Origin of the sequence: Longimicrobium terrae (genome assembly GCF_014202995.1) — a bacterium.
Taxonomy (GTDB): Bacteria; Gemmatimonadota; Gemmatimonadetes; order Longimicrobiales; family Longimicrobiaceae; genus Longimicrobium; species Longimicrobium terrae.
Genome location: NZ_JACHIA010000022.1, coordinates 1 through 17,664, shown reverse-complemented (window position 1 = coordinate 17,664; position 17,664 = coordinate 1). Strand labels below are relative to the sequence as shown.

Genomic DNA, 17,664 nt, shown 5'->3' with positions numbered 1-17,664 from the left:
GTGGACATCATTGCGCCTGACACCCTCGTCATCGCCGAGGAGTTTGGCGACTGGGACACCAGCCAGCGCAGGATTGACCTGCTCGCGATCGACCGGCAGGCCAACCTTGTGGTCATCGAACTGAAGCGCGATGAGACTGGCGCTCACATGGAGCTTCAGGCCCTGCGCTACGCGGCCATGGTGGCGCGCATCACGTTTGACCAGGCATTGTCCGCGTACGAAAAAATGCTCGCGCGGCTTTCCAGGGACGTGGATGCACGCGCCTCGCTCCTGGAGTTTCTGGAATGGGAAAGCGCGGATGAAACCGCGTTCGCGCAGGATGTCCGCATCGTACTCGTGGCGGCGGGCTTCTCACGGGAGATCACCTCGACGGTGATGTGGCTGAACGAGCGTGATCTGGACATCCGCTGCGTTCAACTGCAGCCCCACTGGCACGCGGACGAGCTTCTGCTGGACGTGAAGCAGGTGATTCCGCTCCCGCAGGCACACCAGTATCAGGTGCAGGTGGCCGAAAAAGCGAAGCGGGAGCGCGCCACGCGCTCCGCCACGCGCGACCTTACGCGGTACGATGTTTCCCTCTACGGCGTGACGTACCCGGCACTGCGAAAGCGGCGGGCCATTCTCAGGGCGGTGCAGTCGCTCACCGGGAATGGAGTCCAGATCGATGACATCGCCCAGGCGTTGAAGCACAGCCTGCCGTTCGCCCGGTATCGAGGAAATCTGAGCCGGAATGACCTGCTCGGGTCCATGCTTGGAGACTCTATCGACGGGCTTCCCATGAACCCGAAGTACTTCATGACCGCGGATCAGGATCTGACCCGGGTGGGTGATGAGACGATCGCGGTGAGCAAGCGGTGGGGCCGCAACACGGTTCCGGAGTTGCGCCGCCTTCAGGAGGCGTTCCCTGAGGCACACCTCACTTTTTCCGCCTCCGCCGAACAGGGCCCCGCAGGTGGTGTGTACGACCCGGACGAACTCGACTGACCGAGCTGTGATGACAGGAACGCCGGGCCCGCGAATGCGGGCCCGGCGTTCTCGTTTTCGGCCCGCCGAGGATCAGGAGGCGGGGATGCTGACGTACTTTTCCAGCCGGGCGACCTCGGCCTCGTTCACGTACTTGCCGATCTCGCGGCGAAACTGCTCCATGCCGCGGTACGGCCGGTACTCCTCGAACTCGTGGCGCATCCGCGCGCCCACGCCCGGGATCAACTCGATCTCCTCTGCTGTCGCCTTGTTCAGGTCGATGGGCTTCCAGAGCTGCGCGTACACCTGGTCCTTCTGCTGCTCGGTCAGCCCCGCCAGCTTCTGATCGACTGCGCGCATGTCGGCATACGGACGTCCCTGCACCACCGCGTCCGCCAGCTGCGGCGTCATTCCTGGGATGGCGGCAAGCTGCTCGGCCGTGGCGGTATTGGGATCGATCAGCGCGCCCTGCGCGGCCGCGGGCGCCGGGGCGACGGCCGCAGCCGAGTCCGCCGGCGCGGCGGTCGCCGGGGCCGGCGCGGGCGACGCGGGGACGGCGGCGGCCGTGGTGTCCGCCGCGGGAGCCTGCTCGGCTGCGTCGCCGCCGCCGCACGCCGCGGACGCGAGCGCCGCCACGATGAGCGCGGAAGAAAGGGAGTGCCTCATGATTTCTCCTTGGTGTGTGAAAGCGCCGCCGGATGGCGATACGCCACGGCGAGGCCGATGAGCCCCAGGTGGGCGAGCGATCCCGGCGCCAGCGCGGGCGTGGCGCCGCGGAGGGCTCGCCAGAACAGCGCCAGCCCGGTCAGGCTGGCGTCCATCTCGCGTTCGAATTCCAGGTTTCCGCGCAGGTGCAGCACCACGCCCGCCGCGCCCGCGATCACAAAGGCGAGCATCGCCCACTGAAAGACGCGCAGGGTCGCGCGCCCCGGCCGCAGCAGCACGGCCACGCCGCTCAGCAGCCCCGCCGCGAGCGCCGCGAACGGCACCCACTGCGTCCATTCGTCCACGTGCTCCAGCAGCACCAGTTCCGCCGCCAGTCCGGCGATGCCCATCAGCACCAGGGCCAGCAGAATGCGCCGCAGCGGGCTCCCCGCCCCGCCCTCATCCCCGCTGAACGCGCTCCGCACCGTACGCCCTCGCTCATTCTGGCCAGAAGCGGCCGATCTGCCGCGCGCCGAACGTAGACGTGCGCGGGGCGGTGCGCCAGATTGGCCGTCATCTAATCCACGGAAGTCCGTATCCGACCCGCCGCGCGCTCCCTGGCCGCGCGACGGGTGGGCCGTTGCGCTCCGCCCGAACCTGGCCGATGCTGATCCGCCGAACGTGTTCACCCGGTGCGCATCCATTGAAAGTCCCCGGCACGTGGGCTCCACCTTCTCATCCGTGACAAGGTGCAGCATCACGATTGCCGCCAGCAACCCGCAGACCGATCCATGCCGGATTCACCGAAACGCATTGCCCTTCCCCTTGCCGTCACCGTGCTGGGCGGCTGCCTTCTTCCCGCGCAGTTCGCCATCAACGCGGCGCTCGCGGGCCAGCTTCGCTCCGTAACCCTCACCGGCGCCACCTCGTACCTGGGCGGTGGCGTCTTTCTGCTGCTTCTGCTTTCCGTCGCGCCGGGCCCCAGGGCCGACTGGCGCGCCGCCATGTGCGGGCCCGGATGGGCGTGGCTGGGCGGCGCCGTGGGGAGCGCGTACATCGTTGGCAGCGTGATCCTTACGCGCGCCCTGGGAGCCGGCCTGGCGACCACGCTGGTGATCGCGTCGCAGATCACCGTCGCCATTCTGCTGGACCACACGGGCGCGCTGGGGCTGGTGCAGCGGCGGTTGAACCCGCGGCGCGCGGCCGCCGTGGTGCTGGCCCTGGCCGCGCTCGCCGTGCGGCTGTGGGGGATGCCATGAACTTCCTGCTGATCATCGGGACGATCGGGGCGGGCGTGGGGCTTTCCGCCGGGCTGGCGTTCAACCTGCGGCTGGCCCGCTCGCTGGGAACCCCGCTTTCCGCCTCGCTGGTGAACTTTGTCGTGGGCGCCGCCGTGCTGCTGGGGCTGTGGCTGGTGGGGGTGGACGGTGTGCGCCCCACGCGGATTCCGCCACTGTGGATGCTGTCCGGCGGCCTGTTCGGCGCCACCTACGTCGCGCTGAGCCTGGCCGGCGCCGCGCGGCTGGGGGTGGGCGTCAGCACCGTTGCCGTCACGCTTGGTCAGGTGGTGGGGGCGATGGTCATCACCGGGATGGGATGGTTCGGCCAGGCGCCGCAGCGGCCCACGGGAACGGGACTGCTGAGCGCGGCGCTGCTGCTGGGCGCGGTGGCGATGCTGGCCCGCGACCGCGAGCAGCCCGCGGACGGCGCATCCGCGGACGAGCGGCCTGCGCACGCGCAGGGGACGAAGGCGGCCTGAGAGGACCGTCTCCGTCCCGAAAGGTGAGGCTCTCGCCCGCCCCCGAATTTCCGGGATCGCGCTGCCGTATCCATCATCCCGGACACGCGGCCACGTTGGACCGATAGGGAAGGAGGGGCATGCGAGAGTCGCCGCACCGCGAACACGTAACCGCGATCGTGCTCAGCGAGTTGGAGAACCTGGGGATCACGATCAGGCCCGGCGTTCTGGACATGCCTCTCCTCAGCCTCGCGTTGGACGAGGACCTTACCTTCGACTTCATCCCGGATGTGGAGCGAAGGCTGGGTGTGAGCTCGCCCCCCGAGCCATGGAAGCGGGTGTTCACCGCCTCCCAGGCAATCGAGGTGTGGTGCCGCACCCTGGCAGCGCGCGACGATGCACAGCCCGCGGCGATGCCGGGGGATGCAGCCGTTCCAGCGAGCCCCGCGGCCGCGACGATCAGACCTGAGGGACGTCAGGTGACGGGAAAGAGAAGTGTGTGGGCAAAGGCCAATGCCCCACTCCCGGAACGCGGACCGCTGATTTTCGGGACTGTGGCGTGCCTCGCGACGGGCTTGGCAGGGTTCATCGACCTGTGGCTCGGCGATCCATATCCTATCTGGCAAGCACCGTTTCTGGTTCTCGGGATTCTGATGGGAGCGATTCTCATCCTGGATCCCAGCATCTCCAATGATGCGAACTGACGCCCGCCCCCCTCAGAAACGAAGAACCGGGTCGACGTGAAACCTCGTGAACGCTGGAGTTGCCCTGCGTGCCAGCAGCCGCTGCGGTCCGCGCGGCAGCGGCTCGCGACGGTGTACTCGCCGGCCGCGTGTGGCGGATGCGGTGTGTACCTCGCCGCCAGGCCGGGCTTCGGGTGGCGTCTGCTTTATGGCTTCGCGCATGAGGTGACGTGGATCTCCGGCTTGATCGCGGCGGTTCTGCTGGGTTCCTGGTGGCCGCTGATCGCGGGGTTCGTCATCGGGGCGTTCGGATGGCACTGGCTGCTGCTGTGGCTGACCCCGCTCTCGGTGGTCACGCCCGCCGAGTCGGCACGAGCCCGGCGCGGTTGGTGGCTCACGATCTTCTGGTTCGCCGTAGCCGTCATCCTCGTCGGGCTGATTGCGGGCCCCTGACCGGGGGCGAGCATCATCTTGTGGCGTGGTTGGAACACGCACAGGCGTCGTGAGGACGAAGACGGGCGCGGAGCCGAAGCTCCGCGCCCGTCTTTTTTTCCCGCCCAGCGCCCAGGATCCGCTCACGCCGGATCACCCGTCGTCACGGCGCGGGGTTGGAATTCAGCAGGCGGTTGGGCGAGCCCGTGCCGATGCCGGTGAGCTTGCCGACCCACGCCATGCTCACGACCGAGTTGGCGACGGCCGCGGGCGAGGCGGTCTGGTGCGTCTGCAGGTAGAGCGCGGCGGCGCCGGCCACGTGGGGCGCGGCCATGGAGCTGCCGCTGAGGGTGTTGGTGGCCGTCGTGCTGGTGTGCCATGCGGACGGTATGTTCATCCCCGGCGCAAACAGGTCGACGCAGGTGCCGTAGTTGGAGGTGGACGACCGCGCGTCCGTCGCCGTCGACGTGCCCACCGTAAGCGCGGCGGGAAGGCGCGCGGGGGAGAAGCCGCACGCGTCCGCGTTGGAGTTGCCCGCCACCACCACGTACGTCACGCCCGCCGCGATGGAATTGGCGACGGCGTTGTCCATCGCCTGGTTGGCCGACCCGCCCAGCGGCATGACGGCCACGGCGGGCTTCACGCGATGGGCGGTGATCCAGTCCACGCCCGCGATCACGTTGCTCGCGGAGCCCGCGCCGTTGCAGTCCAGCACGCGTACGGATACCAGCGTGGCGGCTTTGGCGACGCCGTACGTGCTCCCGCCCGCAATCCCCGCCACGTGCGTTCCGTGGCCGTTGCAGTCGGCTCCCGTGCCGCCGAGCGCATCAAATCCCGCCACCGCGCGCCCGCCGAACTGGGCGTGGTCAAAGCGGAGTCCCGTATCGACGACGTAGATGCGCACGCCAGCACCCGTGTACGTGTAGGTGAAGGTGCCGTTCAGGGGCAGGTTGGGCTGGTCGATGCGGTCCAGCCCCCACGGCGCGTTGAGCTGCGTGGCGGCGCTCTGCACCACGCCGTCCTGCTGCACGTACGCCACGGCGGGATTGTGGCGGATCGCCTCCACGGCGGACGCGGGGAGCGTGGCGGCAAAGCCGTTCAGCGAATGACGATACGCGTGTCGGACCGAGCCGCCGTGCGCGTTCACGAGCTTCGCGGCGATCCCCGGCGCGTCCGCCGCGCCGTCCCGGAACACCACGATGTACTGGTCGCGAATCCCCTGCCCCGGCGCGGCCGCCAGCAGCGGCGCGATCCCGGCGGCAACGGGCCGCGCGGACGACGCCGTGGGGGTATCCACGCACCCCGCGACGGCACCCGACAGCACCGCGGTAATCATCGCCGCCTGCAAGAACCGGTTTCGCATCATTCCTCCTCAATCATGGTTGGATGACGTCCGGGCGGAATGCCCGGACGCCTCGTTTCCATGATGATACTTATCGTCTGAAAATACAAGTAACCTGATTCGCGATCGCTGATCCGTGTTCCGGCCCTGCGCGGCCCACGATCGCTGCACATCCTGAGATCGGCGGGTTGGCGCTCCAGATTCGGGGTGGATGAGGCGCGTAGACGAAGCGGGCGCGAAGCCTTAGCTCCGCGCCCCTCCGGTTCTTCATCCTTAGGCGCCGATGCGCGTTACGGCTCGATGAGGTTGCACTGGACAATGACGCTGCGGCTCACCGACGTCCAACTGCTGTCGTACAGCGTGGAGCTGACGCGGACGGAGGTCTTGTCGCCGCACACCACGTCGGCGGTCGCGGTGCCGTTCGCGTCGGACGTTTCGTAGCTGGCGCCCGACCAGGTGAAGGTGTATCCGGTGCCCGTGCCGCCCGAGGCGGTCGCCGTGCACCCGCTCACCTTGCTGCACGCGAGCCCCAGGGCCAGCGGCGTGCCCGCATCGGGCTGGCCGGCGTGCGCGTCCCGCGCGCCCGACGCGCTGCCCGCGAGCGCCGTCACCACCATTGCCGCCAGCAAGAAGCTGTTCTTCATCCCGTCCTCCTGACCTCTGATGAACCTGCCCGGGCGGAATGCCAGGGCTTAGATGTACATTACACTAAATGTCCGGAAATGCAAATAGCACAGCAGCGGGCATTCCTCCCGCTCCGGCACCCGGAATCTGCAGAGCTTCACGAGCCGGTGCCTGAACGAAGCGATGGATAACGCGCATCGGCGATCAGCAGAGCGATCCGCACCCTCGAAAAACGATTGTTCTTGGATTCGCCGGTGACCTCCAGCATCTTTCCGACTTGGGTTGACGTGGGCCGGCTCAGATGGCTCCATCGGCGACTCATCCTGCTCGCGCCTGACATGCTCACCACCGCTGGACTGGTCGCTCGATGACGGAGAAGGAAAGCGTACGGCATCGGCTCAACCAGCCCCTTTCCGAGCATGGATCGATCGTATTCGGGATGGTCGCGTGCTTCGCGGCCGCATTCGCGGGGTTGATCGATGTACTGCTCGGCGATCCGTATCCGCATTGGCAGGCTGCGTTTCTGGTCCCCGCCGCGGCATTCGGGATCGTTCTAATTCGTCTGAGGCCGCGCCGCCCTGACCTGGCAGACCTGAATTCCGAGAACCGCTGACATGGTCTCCAGCCAAGGCGGGCTGTGCCCAAACTGCCGCCAGCCACTGAGATCTGCTCTGCAGCGGTTCTCGACGGTGCGCTCGCCGACGGCGTGCCGGGAATGCGGTGCCTGGCTGGCCGCCAAGCCGAGTGGTACGCGGCACTTCCTCTGCGCCCTCGTGCAGGAGGGAACTGCGATCGCGGGAATCGTCGCGGCGTTCGCGCTCGCCTCGTGGTGGCCGCTGGTCGTCGCGGTGCCGATGGCCACGCTGGGGTGGTACGGATTGCTGCTGTGGAGCAGCCCCTTGGCCGTCGTGCAGCCCGCGCGGGCCGTTGCGGCGCGGCGCAACCACCTCCTCATCGTTGCCGGCTTCATCGTCCTCGTGATCGTGGCCGGACTGGCCTCGAAAGGATAGCCCGGCCCGCGGACAGCCGGGTTGCACAGGCCAACGGGCGCGGAGCCGATGCTTCGCGCCCGTTCCGTATCCCCGCCTCACGACCTCGGCTGACCAGCGCGCGGCCGGACCTCCCGCTGTCCCCGCAACCTCCGCGTGAAATGCCGTGGCGTTTCCCATCTACCTCACCCGCCTCCATGCCGTCGGCCATCCTCGTTGCCTTGAGGAACGCTTGGACGGTACATCGCACTGGGGGTTCGCTGAAGATACGATCAGCCGACGTGGCGCTTCTCCGGGCTGAGAGATTTCTCTTGGAAATCGCTGCGAGCGAGCGCACTGTTCCGATTCCAGAGTTCGTCGCCTACTGTGAGAGAGCAGGAGGAGCGCTCCTCGAAGTCACACAACCGGCGGCAATTCCCCCTTTCGCCCCGGTCGCGATCTCCCGCAGGACGTGTGGAACCCTTCTGCCCCACCGCTGCATGGCATCCCTGCTGCTTCGCTGCATCCGGTTCGCAGCCCTGCCGGCCACGGCACTCCTCTTCGCCATCTTTCCAAACACCGCCGCGACCCAGGGGAACGGGAACGGACACGGAAATGGCGGCATCTCCACGCAGGTGGTGGAACCCGGCTCCGAGACTCCGCCGTACATCTGGTTCGAGCCGGCGGGCCGCACGTTCTACGGTGCGACGCAATCCATCACGATCCACTACTGCGACGCGGAACAGATCACCTCCGGATCGAGCCGCATCTGGCTGAACGGGACGCTCGTCACACATACCATTTCCACGGGAGCGGCCGGCGTCTGCAACGTTCACCGGGTTGCGACGGTTTCGCTGACGTTTGCGGCCGGAAGCAACAAGGTAAAGGCGCGTGCCTGTGAAACGTCACAGACGGCGACCTGCAGCAACGACAGCACCTATTACGTCTTCACCACTCCGGATCCGGTGAAGCCGACCGTCCAGGTGACTCCCGCGGGAGGCTCCTTTACCCAAGCGTCGGCCGCCGTGCAGATTGGCTGGTGCGACGACTACAAGTTGAACATGGTGACGCGCGAGGTGTGGCTGAACAATGCGCCGCTCGTCACCACTGACGCACCGGGCACCAGCACCAGCGGCTGCTACTCGTCCCGCGTATCCTCCCTCGCGCTGCCGCTGCAGCCGGGACCGAACGAGTTCAAGGCCGTGGTGCGCGACTCGGCAGGAAACCTGTCCGACACCCTCCGCGCCACCTTCACCCACAGGCCTCGCCTGACCCTGGTGTCGCCGGACGGGGTGCGAAGACCCGCGCTGTGCGAGGCGTCGTGCTTTGACGCGACGCTGGCGTATGCAACGCCCGCCTACATCAGCCTGGATCAGGGAAGGTCCGCCGCACTGCTGTACTCGAGCGCCCGCGCGCAGCCCCGCGGGTTCGTTCAGCTGGATCTCACCAACGACGCAGGCGCGGTACCCGCCTCCGTGGGGCTGCGCCTGGTCCGCTCCAACGGAGCCGCCGAACCCCTGCTGGGAGGCACCGAAACCATCGTGCACTACGCCAGCGCGGCGGGAACGCAGCGTCTGTCCGCCTGGTTCGACGCATCCGGCTTGGCGACGGGAACGTACCGCTACCGCGCCGAAGTGACGCGATCGTACGGCGGGACCCTGCAGACGGACACCCTCGGCGTGCGGCTCGTCGTTATCAACCAGACCGGCAGCGTGTACGGCGCCGGCTGGAGCCTTGCCGGACAGCAGAGAATCATCCTTCCCACGGGAGGGATGGACCTGTCCGGGGTCACACTCGTGGACGGCGGTGGAAACGGCGCTTTCTTCCGCGCCCCGGCGACGTGCTCCCTGAGCGGCCCCTGCACCTATCTCTCGCCAGCGAGTGAGTTCACCACGCTGGCGCGGACCAGTTCCGGATACGCGCGGTCAGGGCTGGAAGGTGATTCGGCATTGTTCGACGCCACGGGCAAACTGCTTCGGGTGGTGGACGCCTCCGGAAACGCCACGATCATCAACTACCATGGCGGCCCCTGCGCGACCTGCATTACGGGTGAGGTCGCGTCGATGCAGGATCCCACGGGCAACCTGTACGCCCTCACCTATCAGCCGGCGAGTGGCCTGTTCTCGGCCTTTGTCTTCAACGGCGGCTCGGTTCCGACCGCGACGACCGTCTACTCCGGCACAGACCTGGTGGCGGTGCAGGACCCGGACGGCGTGTATTCAATTTCCAGCGCAACATACTCCAACCATCGGCTGACGGGGTACACCGACCGCGCCGGAAACCGCACAGACCTCGCGTACGACCCGTGGGGCAAGCTCTCGCACGTGATCGGGCCCGTGTACCGGGCGCAGGGCAGCACGTCGTACCGCGATACCGTCTTGCTGCGCTCCCGCGAATTCGCGGTGCTCCCCGCGCCGGGGATGGGCACCGTATCCGCCCCTGGAACGGCGGTTCAGCCGCAAACGGCATGGATGTGGGCCGCGGGCGTGCGCGGCGACACCACGCGCTTCCGGGTGGATGGATGGGGGGCGGCCGTGGAGGTACGCGATTCCCGCGGGTACACGTCGTTCGCTCGCCGCAACGCCGATGCCTTGGTCACATGGGCGCAGGACGCGTCGGGGAACACCGACAGCACGGCGTGGAGCGGCCCGCGGATGATGAGCCGCGTGCTCAATGGCAGCCTCGCCCGCTCCACGTACATGGAGTACAACGGCCCCGGGCAGCGGGTGAGCCGGGTGTATGGCGCCACGCCGGAAACGCGCCTCTTCTACACCCCCGCGGGCGGGCGCGTGCTGCTGGACAGCGTAAGGACGGCGGGCTCCGGCACCACCCGCTACACCTACGACGCGCGCGGGCGGGTGCTGACCCAGGTCGATTCCGCCGGGCACACCACGGTGGCCGCGTACGAAGCCAGCGGGTGGCAGAACACACGGGCAGTTACCGCGGCCGGCGGACGGGTAACGCAGACCACCGCGTGGGACGCCTGGGGCAGGAGCACGCAGACGGTTACGCCCGATGGCAAGCTGACCACCACCGTGTACGACGCGGTCGGGCGGCCGACCACCATGACGGCGCCCGACGCGGGCATCACCCGGTACCACTACGGCGCGGTGTTCGTGGATTCGGTGACGGACGCCCGTGGACAGGTGTTCCGGTGGACGCGCAACCAGCTGGGCTGGGTGGAGCGCGAGGCACGGCCGGCCGATGTGCCGGGCCAGCACCGGGAGGCCGTCTACGACCGGTACGGCCGCGTCGCCGTCACCACGGACCGCCGCGGCGTGGCGACCAGCATCACGTACGACGCGCTGGACCGCCCCACGCTCATTACCACGAGCCACGCGACGGTTCCCAATCGCGTCCGCTCGTTCGTGTACAGCCCGGAAGTGCCGGGCAACCCGGCAGCCCCGCGGTGGGTTTCGGTCAGCAACGGTACGCTCTTTCTGACAGAGAGTACCGACACGCTGCACTATGACGGCGAGGGCCGCCTTTCCCGCACCGTGACGCTTCGCCCGCTGGGCGCCGGAGGAGTAACGGCGTACGAGGTGGCGCACACGTACGCCGCGCAGGGAACGCCCGACACCCTCAAGTATCGCGTAAATGGCGGCGCGTGGCGGTCCATGCGCACACAGGCCTCATCCACCACCCTGCAGCTCAGTTCCCTGCGGGACTTCAGCGGGGGCGTCACCTACCTCAACTACAACGGCGAGGGCGGTCTCGCGTCCATCTACCTTCCCAACGGGGTGTCGTCCACCTACAACTACACGTCCACGCACCAGCTGAGCCGGGTGACGTATTCGGCTCCTGGGCTCAACTCGGTGGCGGGAACGGGATACAGGTACGACACGGGCAACCGCATCTCATCCCGCACCAACGCGGCGCAGAACCGCACCCGCGACTACCTGTACGATCCCAACGGACGCCTGCAGCAGGTGACGGACCGGCAGCGCGCCACCAGCCACACCGGCTGCACGCTGCAGGAAAGCACGGGGTGGGACTGCCCCGAAGACCAGCAGTGGACCCTGCTGGCGCAGCGCGTGTTCAGCTACGACAAGGTGGGCAACCCCACGGATTCGGGGGCGCAGACGCTGAACGGGAACCGCCTGGCCAGCTACCGGGGATGGACGGCGCAGTACGACGGCGAGGGCAATCTCACCTCGCGCGGCAACGGAACGCAGACATACGCCTACACGTGGGACGGCTTTGGACAACTCGCCGAGGTGCGGCTGAACGGAGTTCTGACCGCCACCTACGGCTACGACGGGCTGGGTCACCGAGTTGCCAAGCGGCGTCCCGGGTCGTGCTGCGACGAGCACTACCTGTACGACGGCGACGACGTCCTGCTGGATCTGGTGCCGCTGGACGGGTCGGTGGCGGCGGAGTACACCTACTATCCGGGCACCGACCAGGTGCACAGCATTCTCAGGAACGGCGTGCGCCACTACTACGCGGCTGACCGCCAGGGGAGCGTGCTGGCCATGATCGACGCCGCGGGTAACGTGGTGAACCAGTACAGGTACGATCCGTTCGGCGGGGCGGAATACGTCAGCGAAGGCATGGCCAACCGGCTGCGCTGGATCGGGCGCGAGTGGGACGCCGACGCCGGCCTGTACTACGTCCGTGCGCGCTGGTACGAGCCAACCCTGCAGCGTTTCATCAGCGAGGATCCGATCGGGCTGGAGGGCGGCATCAACATGTACGCCTACGCCGGCAATGACCCGGTGAACAGCAGCGATCACAGCGGGCTCTTCCAGACCTGCGACCTCCAGATCGACTTCTTCAGCCAGCGGTGGAGTTCGTGGTGCCTGGACGGCGGAACTTCGTCGTACTACATGACGACGAACGGCGGCCGGTTCGATTCCTGGAGTGGAGGCCCTCTGCGTGGCAACGGATGCCCCACGTTCATCTCGTGCGACAGCTCGCTGGGCCTGGGTTACGACGACTGGGCATCAACCGGCTCATGTCGAGCAGGCATCATCAAGTGCCAACTGCGCCCAGCAACCTCAGATGAGCGCGCCTTCGCGCTGTCGAGCCTGGAAGGGCTGCGAAACACGAGCTTCTGTCGTCGTGTAGCCGCATCCGGCCGCGCTATGATCGGGCCCCAGCTCGGGATGTTCGAAAACCCTGTTCCCTTACTGGGGGACTCAATCGTCTGGGGTAACGCGCCCACGCACGCGGTGCTAGGTGGTGTCGTGATGTACCTGTATGCGGGTCCGGGACCCACGATGGAGGAACGGCGCCTGACGGTAGTTCACGAGGCGGTTCACGGGCTTCCCAATCCGAGCAGCCGGCTGGGCGAAAGGTATGGTGATTTCGCGATCACGGAAATCGGGCGTTCAGTCGATGATAGCGCCCTTTACTGTCAGGGTAAATGAAAACGCACCTATTCACGAGCACACTGCGTGCTGTCTTTCGGCATTTGGCTACGCCGACTCCTGCGATCTGCGCCATCCTCCTGCCGATGTTATCCGGCTGCATGGGCGCTCGAGCACTGGAGAGGCTGGCGCCAGGTGACATTCGTACAACACCTATCCGGCTGTGCGCCTTCGCTGATGACCATGTACAGTTGATTGAGGCTCAAATTGACTCCGCGGCGGGCGACACGCTGGTGCGCGGTCGAAAATGGCGGCAACTCTACCGGACGGGCTCACCTCCCTACTCAGCACACGTACAAACCTTCGATACACGAAGGGCAGTGTATCTTGGCGAACACACGTATGTGGCAAATGATCCACAGACCACAGTCGCACCCGAGAACATCCACTTCCTCGTCAAGTACACGGAAATGGAAGGTGCCCCAATTTTCAGAGAGGTGACCGACAGGGTCGTGCCACCTGCGCACCTCTTCGTCTTGGTGAATCCAGGCTGCGTTGTTCAATCGTTTGAGCGCATTCAACTCCACCCCGTGCGATAACAGCCACTGTACTCTGGAAGGTTCTGCCGCTCACAGAACCTCACTCTCAACTCCGACCGGCACGCCCACAGGAGCGCGCGTTTGCACTGTCGAGCCTTCGGAATACCACTTTCCGTGGTTCGTGTGGCTATATCGGGCCGTGACATGATTCAGCGCCAACTCGGTGCGTTCAACAATCGTGTCTACGTCGCACAGGACAATTCACGGCTGGTCGATCCGAGTAGATCACACGGGGGGGGGGGATCCAGTGACTACTCGACCACGGAAATCGGGCGCAGTCTCGACGAGAGCGCATCCTACTGCCGAGGACGATGAAAGCAGATCAATGCATCCCCCGCCACGATGCTGCCTGCCGGCGTCTGTCTTGGGGAACAGTCAAGGCTTGGGTTGTAGTTCTTCCGGTGCTCGCAGCTTGTTTCTCCCCAGGCGGCGGCGAACGACAGGCGAACAGCAGACTCCAGAGAACACCCATACGGCTGTGCGTTGTAGCTGACCACGGCCTGCGGGAAGTCGAAGCGCGGATTGACGCCGCGACGGGCGACACACTGATCAGCGGCCGCAGATACACAGACGTTTACCGGACGGGATCGCCGCCCTATTCAGAACAGGTGCGGACCTTCGATGCAAATCGGGCTGTCCGCTTTGAGGGGCAGAGCTTCGCGGCGAACTACCCGGAACAAACCATGTCACACAAGGCTGTCAGAGACCTGAAACAGCATGGAGAACTGGACGGCGTTCCAATCTTCGCGGATCGCAGAGACGCAGGAATTCCCCCCCGCATCTTTGTTCCGGTCCGACCTGGTTGCGTTTTCCAATCGTTCGATCGCATTCAGGGCCATTCGGTGCAGTGAAACGATTGGCCTGAGTCCTCCGGGCTGAATAGGCCCCTTGGAGTTTACGATCGTTGGTCCGGCGCAATCCGGTTGCGTATTCCAGTCGATCGACCGAGTCCCGGGCTACCCGTTCGATGAGACATGCCGCGCTGTCCCACACCCAGCATGGGAGCAGCTGAGTTCTTACGAGGCGAAACGGGCGCGGAGCCGATGCTCCGCGCCCGTTTCGCATCCCCGGCGCACGATCTCGGCTGACCATCACGCGGCCGGATCTCCCGCTGTCCCCGCGACCTCCGCGTGACCTCCGCGCCCCCCGCGTGAAACGGTGGTGAACCCGGCCCCCGCCCGACACCTGGCCAGAACAAGAATGAGGGCGCGAAGCCGAAGCTCCGCGCCCTCATTCTCAAAACACTGCCGAAAAGCGTTGAAGCTTACGCCTCGTCGCCCGCCGGAGCGGTCTCTTCCGCGGGCTCGTCACCGGCGGGAGCCTCATCGGCATCCTGCGCGGCGGCGACGGGAAGGGTGGGCTGTCCGCCCTCGAACTTGGGCACGCGGATCGTCTCCAGCACGATGCGGTGGTTGGCCGCGTCGACTTCGGTGATCCGCATTTCCAGCTCGTCGCCCTCGGCGAACAGGTCCGCCGGGTTCTGCAGGCCGGTCACGCCGATCTGCGAAACGGGCACGAAGCCCTCGACGTCGTTGCCCAGGTCCACCGCCACGCCCTTGTCCTGCAGGCGGGTGATGGGACCGGTGATCTCCTGGCCCGGGTGGTACTGCGTGGCGATGTCGCCCCACGGGTCGTCCTGGGTCTGCTTCAGGCCCAGCGAGATGCGCTTGTTGTCGGCGTCCACGCCCAGGATCACCACCTCGACGTCGTCACCCTTCTTGACGACCTCGGAGGGGTGCTGGATGCGCTTGGTCCAGCTCATGTCGGAGATGTGCACCAGGCCGTCGATGCCCGGCTCGATCTCCACGAACGCGCCGAAGCTCGTCAGGTTCCGCACCTTGCCGCTGAGGCGCGTACCCACCGGGTACTTGGCCGGCAGCGCGTGCCACGGATCCTCTTCGATCTGCTTCATGCCCAGCGAGATCTTTTCGCCTTCCGGATCCACCTTCAGGATCACGGCCTCGATCTCATCGCCCAGCGACACGATCTTGGACGGGTGCCGGACGTTGCGCGTCCAGCTCATCTCGCTGATGTGAACCAGGCCCTCGACGCCCTTCTCCAGCTCCACGAAGGCGCCGTAGTTGGTGATCGAGACCACCCGGCCGCGGACGCGCGCGCCCACCGGGTACTTCTTCTCGACGTCCTTCCAAGGGTAGTCCTGCAGCTGCTTCAGGCCCAGCGACAGGCGCTCGCGCTCCCAGTCGATGTCCAGGATCTTGACTTCCAGCTCGTCGGCGATCCCCACCACCTCGGACGGGTGGCCCACGCGGCCCCACGACATGTCGGTGATGTGCAGCAGGCCGTCCATGCCGCCCAGGTCGATGAACGCACCGAAGTCGGTGATGTTCTTGACGATGCCCTTGCGCACCTGCCCGACCTCGAGCTCCTTCTTGAGCTTCTCGCGCTTGATCTCGCGGTCGGCCTCAAGCAGCACGCGGCGCGACACGACGATGTTGCGGCGGCGCTTGTTGAGCTTGATGATCTTGAACTCGTAGTTCTCGCCGATCAGGTCCTCGATGTTCGGAACCCGGCGCAGCGCGATCTGCGAACCCGGCAGGAAGGCGTCGACGCCCATCAGGTCCACCGTGACGCCGCCCTTGATCTTGCGGGTCAGAATGCCCTGCACGGCGGTGCCGGCCTCGTACGCCTCGCGGATCTTCTCCCACACGCGCAGGAAGTCCGCCTTCTTCTTGCTCAGGACGACGACGCCGTCCTCGTCTTCCAGGTTCTCCAGGAAGACTTCGACCTCGTCGCCGATCTGCAGCGAGTCGGGGTCCTTGAACTCGTCGCGGGTGACCGCGCCTTCGCTCTTGAAGCCCAGATCCAGGATCACGGCCTTGTCCGTGATGCGGAGAATGCGGGCCTTGACGATCTCGCCTTCCTCGATGTTGCTGAGGGTAGGCTCATACATCGCGAGAAGCTCTTCGTACTCGTCCGAGGTGTACTCGTCCTCGTCGAAGAGGTCCGGACGAATGCCGAGCGACTTGGCGCGATCGGCGATCTGTTGGATGGTAAGCTCGCTCCCCCAGTTGCGGTTGGGGGTCTCGACGGTGGCAATGCCGCCGTCTTCGCGAGCGAACTGCTCAGTGGTGTCGGACATGTGGACGCGGGTCTCCCGTAGACTCTCCGCAGGCGGTGTGGCTGCCCGCGGCGGGTTGAGGGTGAAAGGGTGATGGGGCGAAGCCCGGGAAAACGGAATAATCTATGACACATCCGCGTTCCGGTCAATCCCGGCCCGCTCCCTCGCGAGCCCCTCGATGCGTGCCACCTGCTCGTCGAAGGTGAGCTGCGTGGTGTCGATCACAACTGCGTCGTCGGCCTGTCGCAGAGGGGCGGCTTCGCGGCTGCTGTCGATCTGGTCGCGCCCCTGCAGGCGGGCCGCTTCGGCCCGCACGTGCTCGGTCGAGAGGTCGTCCGCACCCTGTTCGCGCAGGCGGCGCAGGGCGCGCTCCTCCGGGTCGCAGATGAGGTACGCCTTGAGCTCCGCGTCGGGAAAGACGACGGTGCCGATGTCGCGCCCGTCCGCCACCAGCCCGCCGCGGGCGCCCGCCTCGCGCAGCGCGTCCATCAGCCACTCGCGCACGCCGGCCACGGCGGCCATCTGCGACACGTGCGCGTTCACCTCGGGCGCGCGGATCTCGGCGCTCACGTCCCGCCCGCCCACCGTCATGCGGTAGCCGGTTTCCGTGGCGTGGCCGTGGACGTCCAGCGTGTCCAGCTGGGCGTGCGTCAGCGAACCCCAGCTGTCCGGGTCGATGCCGGCGCGCAGGGCGGCGTACGTGATGGCGCGGTAGAAGCCGCCGGAGTCCAGGTGGCGGTAGCCCAGCCGCGCGGCCACGGCCCTGGCGGTGGAGCTCTTGCCCGACCCCGCTGGCCCGTCCAGCGCGATGATGATTCCGTCGGGGCGTTTGGGAGGTGTCACGGGAGTGCTTGGGAAGGAGTGCGAAAGTGCGTAAAGTGCGAAAGTGCGTGAGTGCTGGGTGCGTGAGTGCGTCAGTGCGATTGCGGATCGGACAGACTGTCTCGTCGCCGGCTTGGGGCCCCTCCCCCGACCCCCAGGGCTGTTTCATACTAGGAGTTGGATGAGGCGAGGGAGGTCATGGGCGAAGCGCCGCAGGGCACGCTTGATAGAGTACTCCCCGGAAAGGCGGTACAGGGTCAGGGCAAGGCTCCGTAGCAGACTGAGGTTCTCGGGGGCATTGCCCGCCTTTGTCGTACACGCGTCGTCGCCCTGCACCACGTCCTTGACCCAGTGCAAACCATTCTCCACCTGCCAGTGGCCGCGCACGATGCGGGCGAACGCCTCCGCCGAAGCCGTGTGGCTGCTGATGTAGAACACCGTCTCGTGGTACGGCTTC

General features: G+C 66.6%; 15 protein-coding genes. 8 read left to right on the top strand and 7 right to left on the bottom strand.

What is annotated here, in order from left to right:
• Positions 1-984 carry a PDDEXK family nuclease gene (locus HNQ61_RS23650; RefSeq protein WP_170038718.1) on the top strand — a complete coding sequence of 328 codons (984 nt, stop codon included), beginning with the start codon at positions 1-3 and terminating at the stop codon, positions 982-984.
• Positions 985-1,056: 72 nt separating this feature from the next.
• Here HNQ61_RS23650 and HNQ61_RS23645 read toward each other — a convergent pair whose 3' ends face one another.
• Both HNQ61_RS23645 and HNQ61_RS23640 read right to left on the bottom strand, forming a co-directional pair.
• Entirely contained in the window at positions 1,057-1,629 is a 573-nt protein-coding gene (locus HNQ61_RS23645; RefSeq protein ID WP_170038720.1) for a helix-hairpin-helix domain-containing protein, read from the bottom strand.
• Positions 1,626-2,093: a hypothetical protein gene (locus HNQ61_RS23640; RefSeq protein ID WP_170038722.1), complete on the bottom strand. Its 468-nt coding sequence runs from the start codon at positions 2,091-2,093 to the stop codon at positions 1,626-1,628. The genes HNQ61_RS23645 and HNQ61_RS23640 overlap by 4 nt, the downstream gene beginning before the upstream one ends.
• 306 nt (positions 2,094-2,399) lie before the next feature.
• Between HNQ61_RS23640 and HNQ61_RS23635 the strand changes: the two genes are divergently transcribed.
• The 4 genes from HNQ61_RS23635 to HNQ61_RS23620 all read left to right on the top strand — a co-directional run bounded on the left by HNQ61_RS23635 (position 2,400) and on the right by HNQ61_RS23620 (position 4,482).
• Entirely contained in the window at positions 2,400-2,867 is a 468-nt protein-coding gene (locus HNQ61_RS23635; RefSeq protein WP_170038724.1) for a DMT family transporter, read from the top strand.
• On the top strand, positions 2,864-3,367 hold the full coding sequence (locus tag HNQ61_RS23630; protein ID WP_170038726.1) for a DMT family transporter: 504 nt from the start codon (positions 2,864-2,866) through the stop codon (positions 3,365-3,367). Before HNQ61_RS23635 ends, HNQ61_RS23630 begins: the two co-directional genes overlap by 4 nt.
• Positions 3,368-3,486: 119 nt before the next feature.
• Positions 3,487-4,050, top strand: coding sequence for a hypothetical protein (locus tag HNQ61_RS23625; RefSeq protein ID WP_170038728.1), 564 nt, complete (start codon positions 3,487-3,489; stop codon positions 4,048-4,050).
• Between the two features lie 144 nt (positions 4,051-4,194).
• The gene (locus tag HNQ61_RS23620) at positions 4,195-4,482 is read left to right on the top strand and encodes a hypothetical protein (RefSeq protein ID WP_170038730.1); all 288 of its coding nucleotides are present in this window, start codon (positions 4,195-4,197) and stop codon (positions 4,480-4,482) included.
• A gap of 142 nt (positions 4,483-4,624) precedes the next feature.
• On the opposite strand, the gene HNQ61_RS23615 is transcribed toward HNQ61_RS23620, so the two are convergent.
• Positions 4,625-5,824 carry a S8 family peptidase gene (locus tag HNQ61_RS23615; protein ID WP_205762059.1) on the bottom strand — a complete coding sequence of 400 codons (1,200 nt, stop codon included), beginning with the start codon at positions 5,822-5,824 and terminating at the stop codon, positions 4,625-4,627.
• A gap of 269 nt (positions 5,825-6,093) precedes the next feature.
• Positions 6,094-6,447 (bottom strand): hypothetical protein, encoded by a 354-nt coding sequence (locus tag HNQ61_RS23610; RefSeq protein WP_170038734.1) that lies wholly within the window; start codon positions 6,445-6,447, stop codon positions 6,094-6,096.
• A 347-nt stretch (positions 6,448-6,794) separates the two neighbouring features.
• On the opposite strand from HNQ61_RS23610, the gene HNQ61_RS23605 reads away from it, so the two are divergent.
• The 3 genes from HNQ61_RS23605 to HNQ61_RS23595 all read left to right on the top strand — a co-directional run bounded on the left by HNQ61_RS23605 (position 6,795) and on the right by HNQ61_RS23595 (position 12,767).
• Positions 6,795-7,040 (top strand): hypothetical protein, encoded by a 246-nt coding sequence (locus HNQ61_RS23605; protein WP_170038736.1) that lies wholly within the window; start codon positions 6,795-6,797, stop codon positions 7,038-7,040.
• A 160-nt stretch (positions 7,041-7,200) separates the two neighbouring features.
• Complete coding sequence (locus HNQ61_RS23600) at positions 7,201-7,437, top strand: hypothetical protein (protein WP_170038738.1); 237 nt, start codon at positions 7,201-7,203, stop codon at positions 7,435-7,437.
• 458 nt (positions 7,438-7,895) lie between these two features.
• Entirely contained in the window at positions 7,896-12,767 is a 4,872-nt protein-coding gene (locus HNQ61_RS23595; protein WP_170038740.1) for an RHS repeat domain-containing protein, read from the top strand.
• Positions 12,768-14,570: 1,803 nt separating this feature from the next.
• Here HNQ61_RS23595 and HNQ61_RS23590 read toward each other — a convergent pair.
• The 3 genes from HNQ61_RS23590 to HNQ61_RS23580 all read right to left on the bottom strand — a co-directional run.
• Positions 14,571-16,406, bottom strand: coding sequence for a 30S ribosomal protein S1 (locus HNQ61_RS23590; protein ID WP_170038742.1), 1,836 nt, complete (start codon positions 16,404-16,406; stop codon positions 14,571-14,573).
• 102 nt (positions 16,407-16,508) lie between these two features.
• Positions 16,509-17,228 carry a (d)CMP kinase gene (cmk, locus tag HNQ61_RS23585; RefSeq protein WP_205762069.1) on the bottom strand — a complete coding sequence of 240 codons (720 nt, stop codon included), beginning with the start codon at positions 17,226-17,228 and terminating at the stop codon, positions 16,509-16,511.
• A 144-nt stretch (positions 17,229-17,372) separates the two neighbouring features.
• A partial coding sequence (locus tag HNQ61_RS23580) for an ISAs1 family transposase (RefSeq protein WP_183685819.1) occupies positions 17,373-17,664 on the bottom strand: 292 nt, incomplete at its 5' end.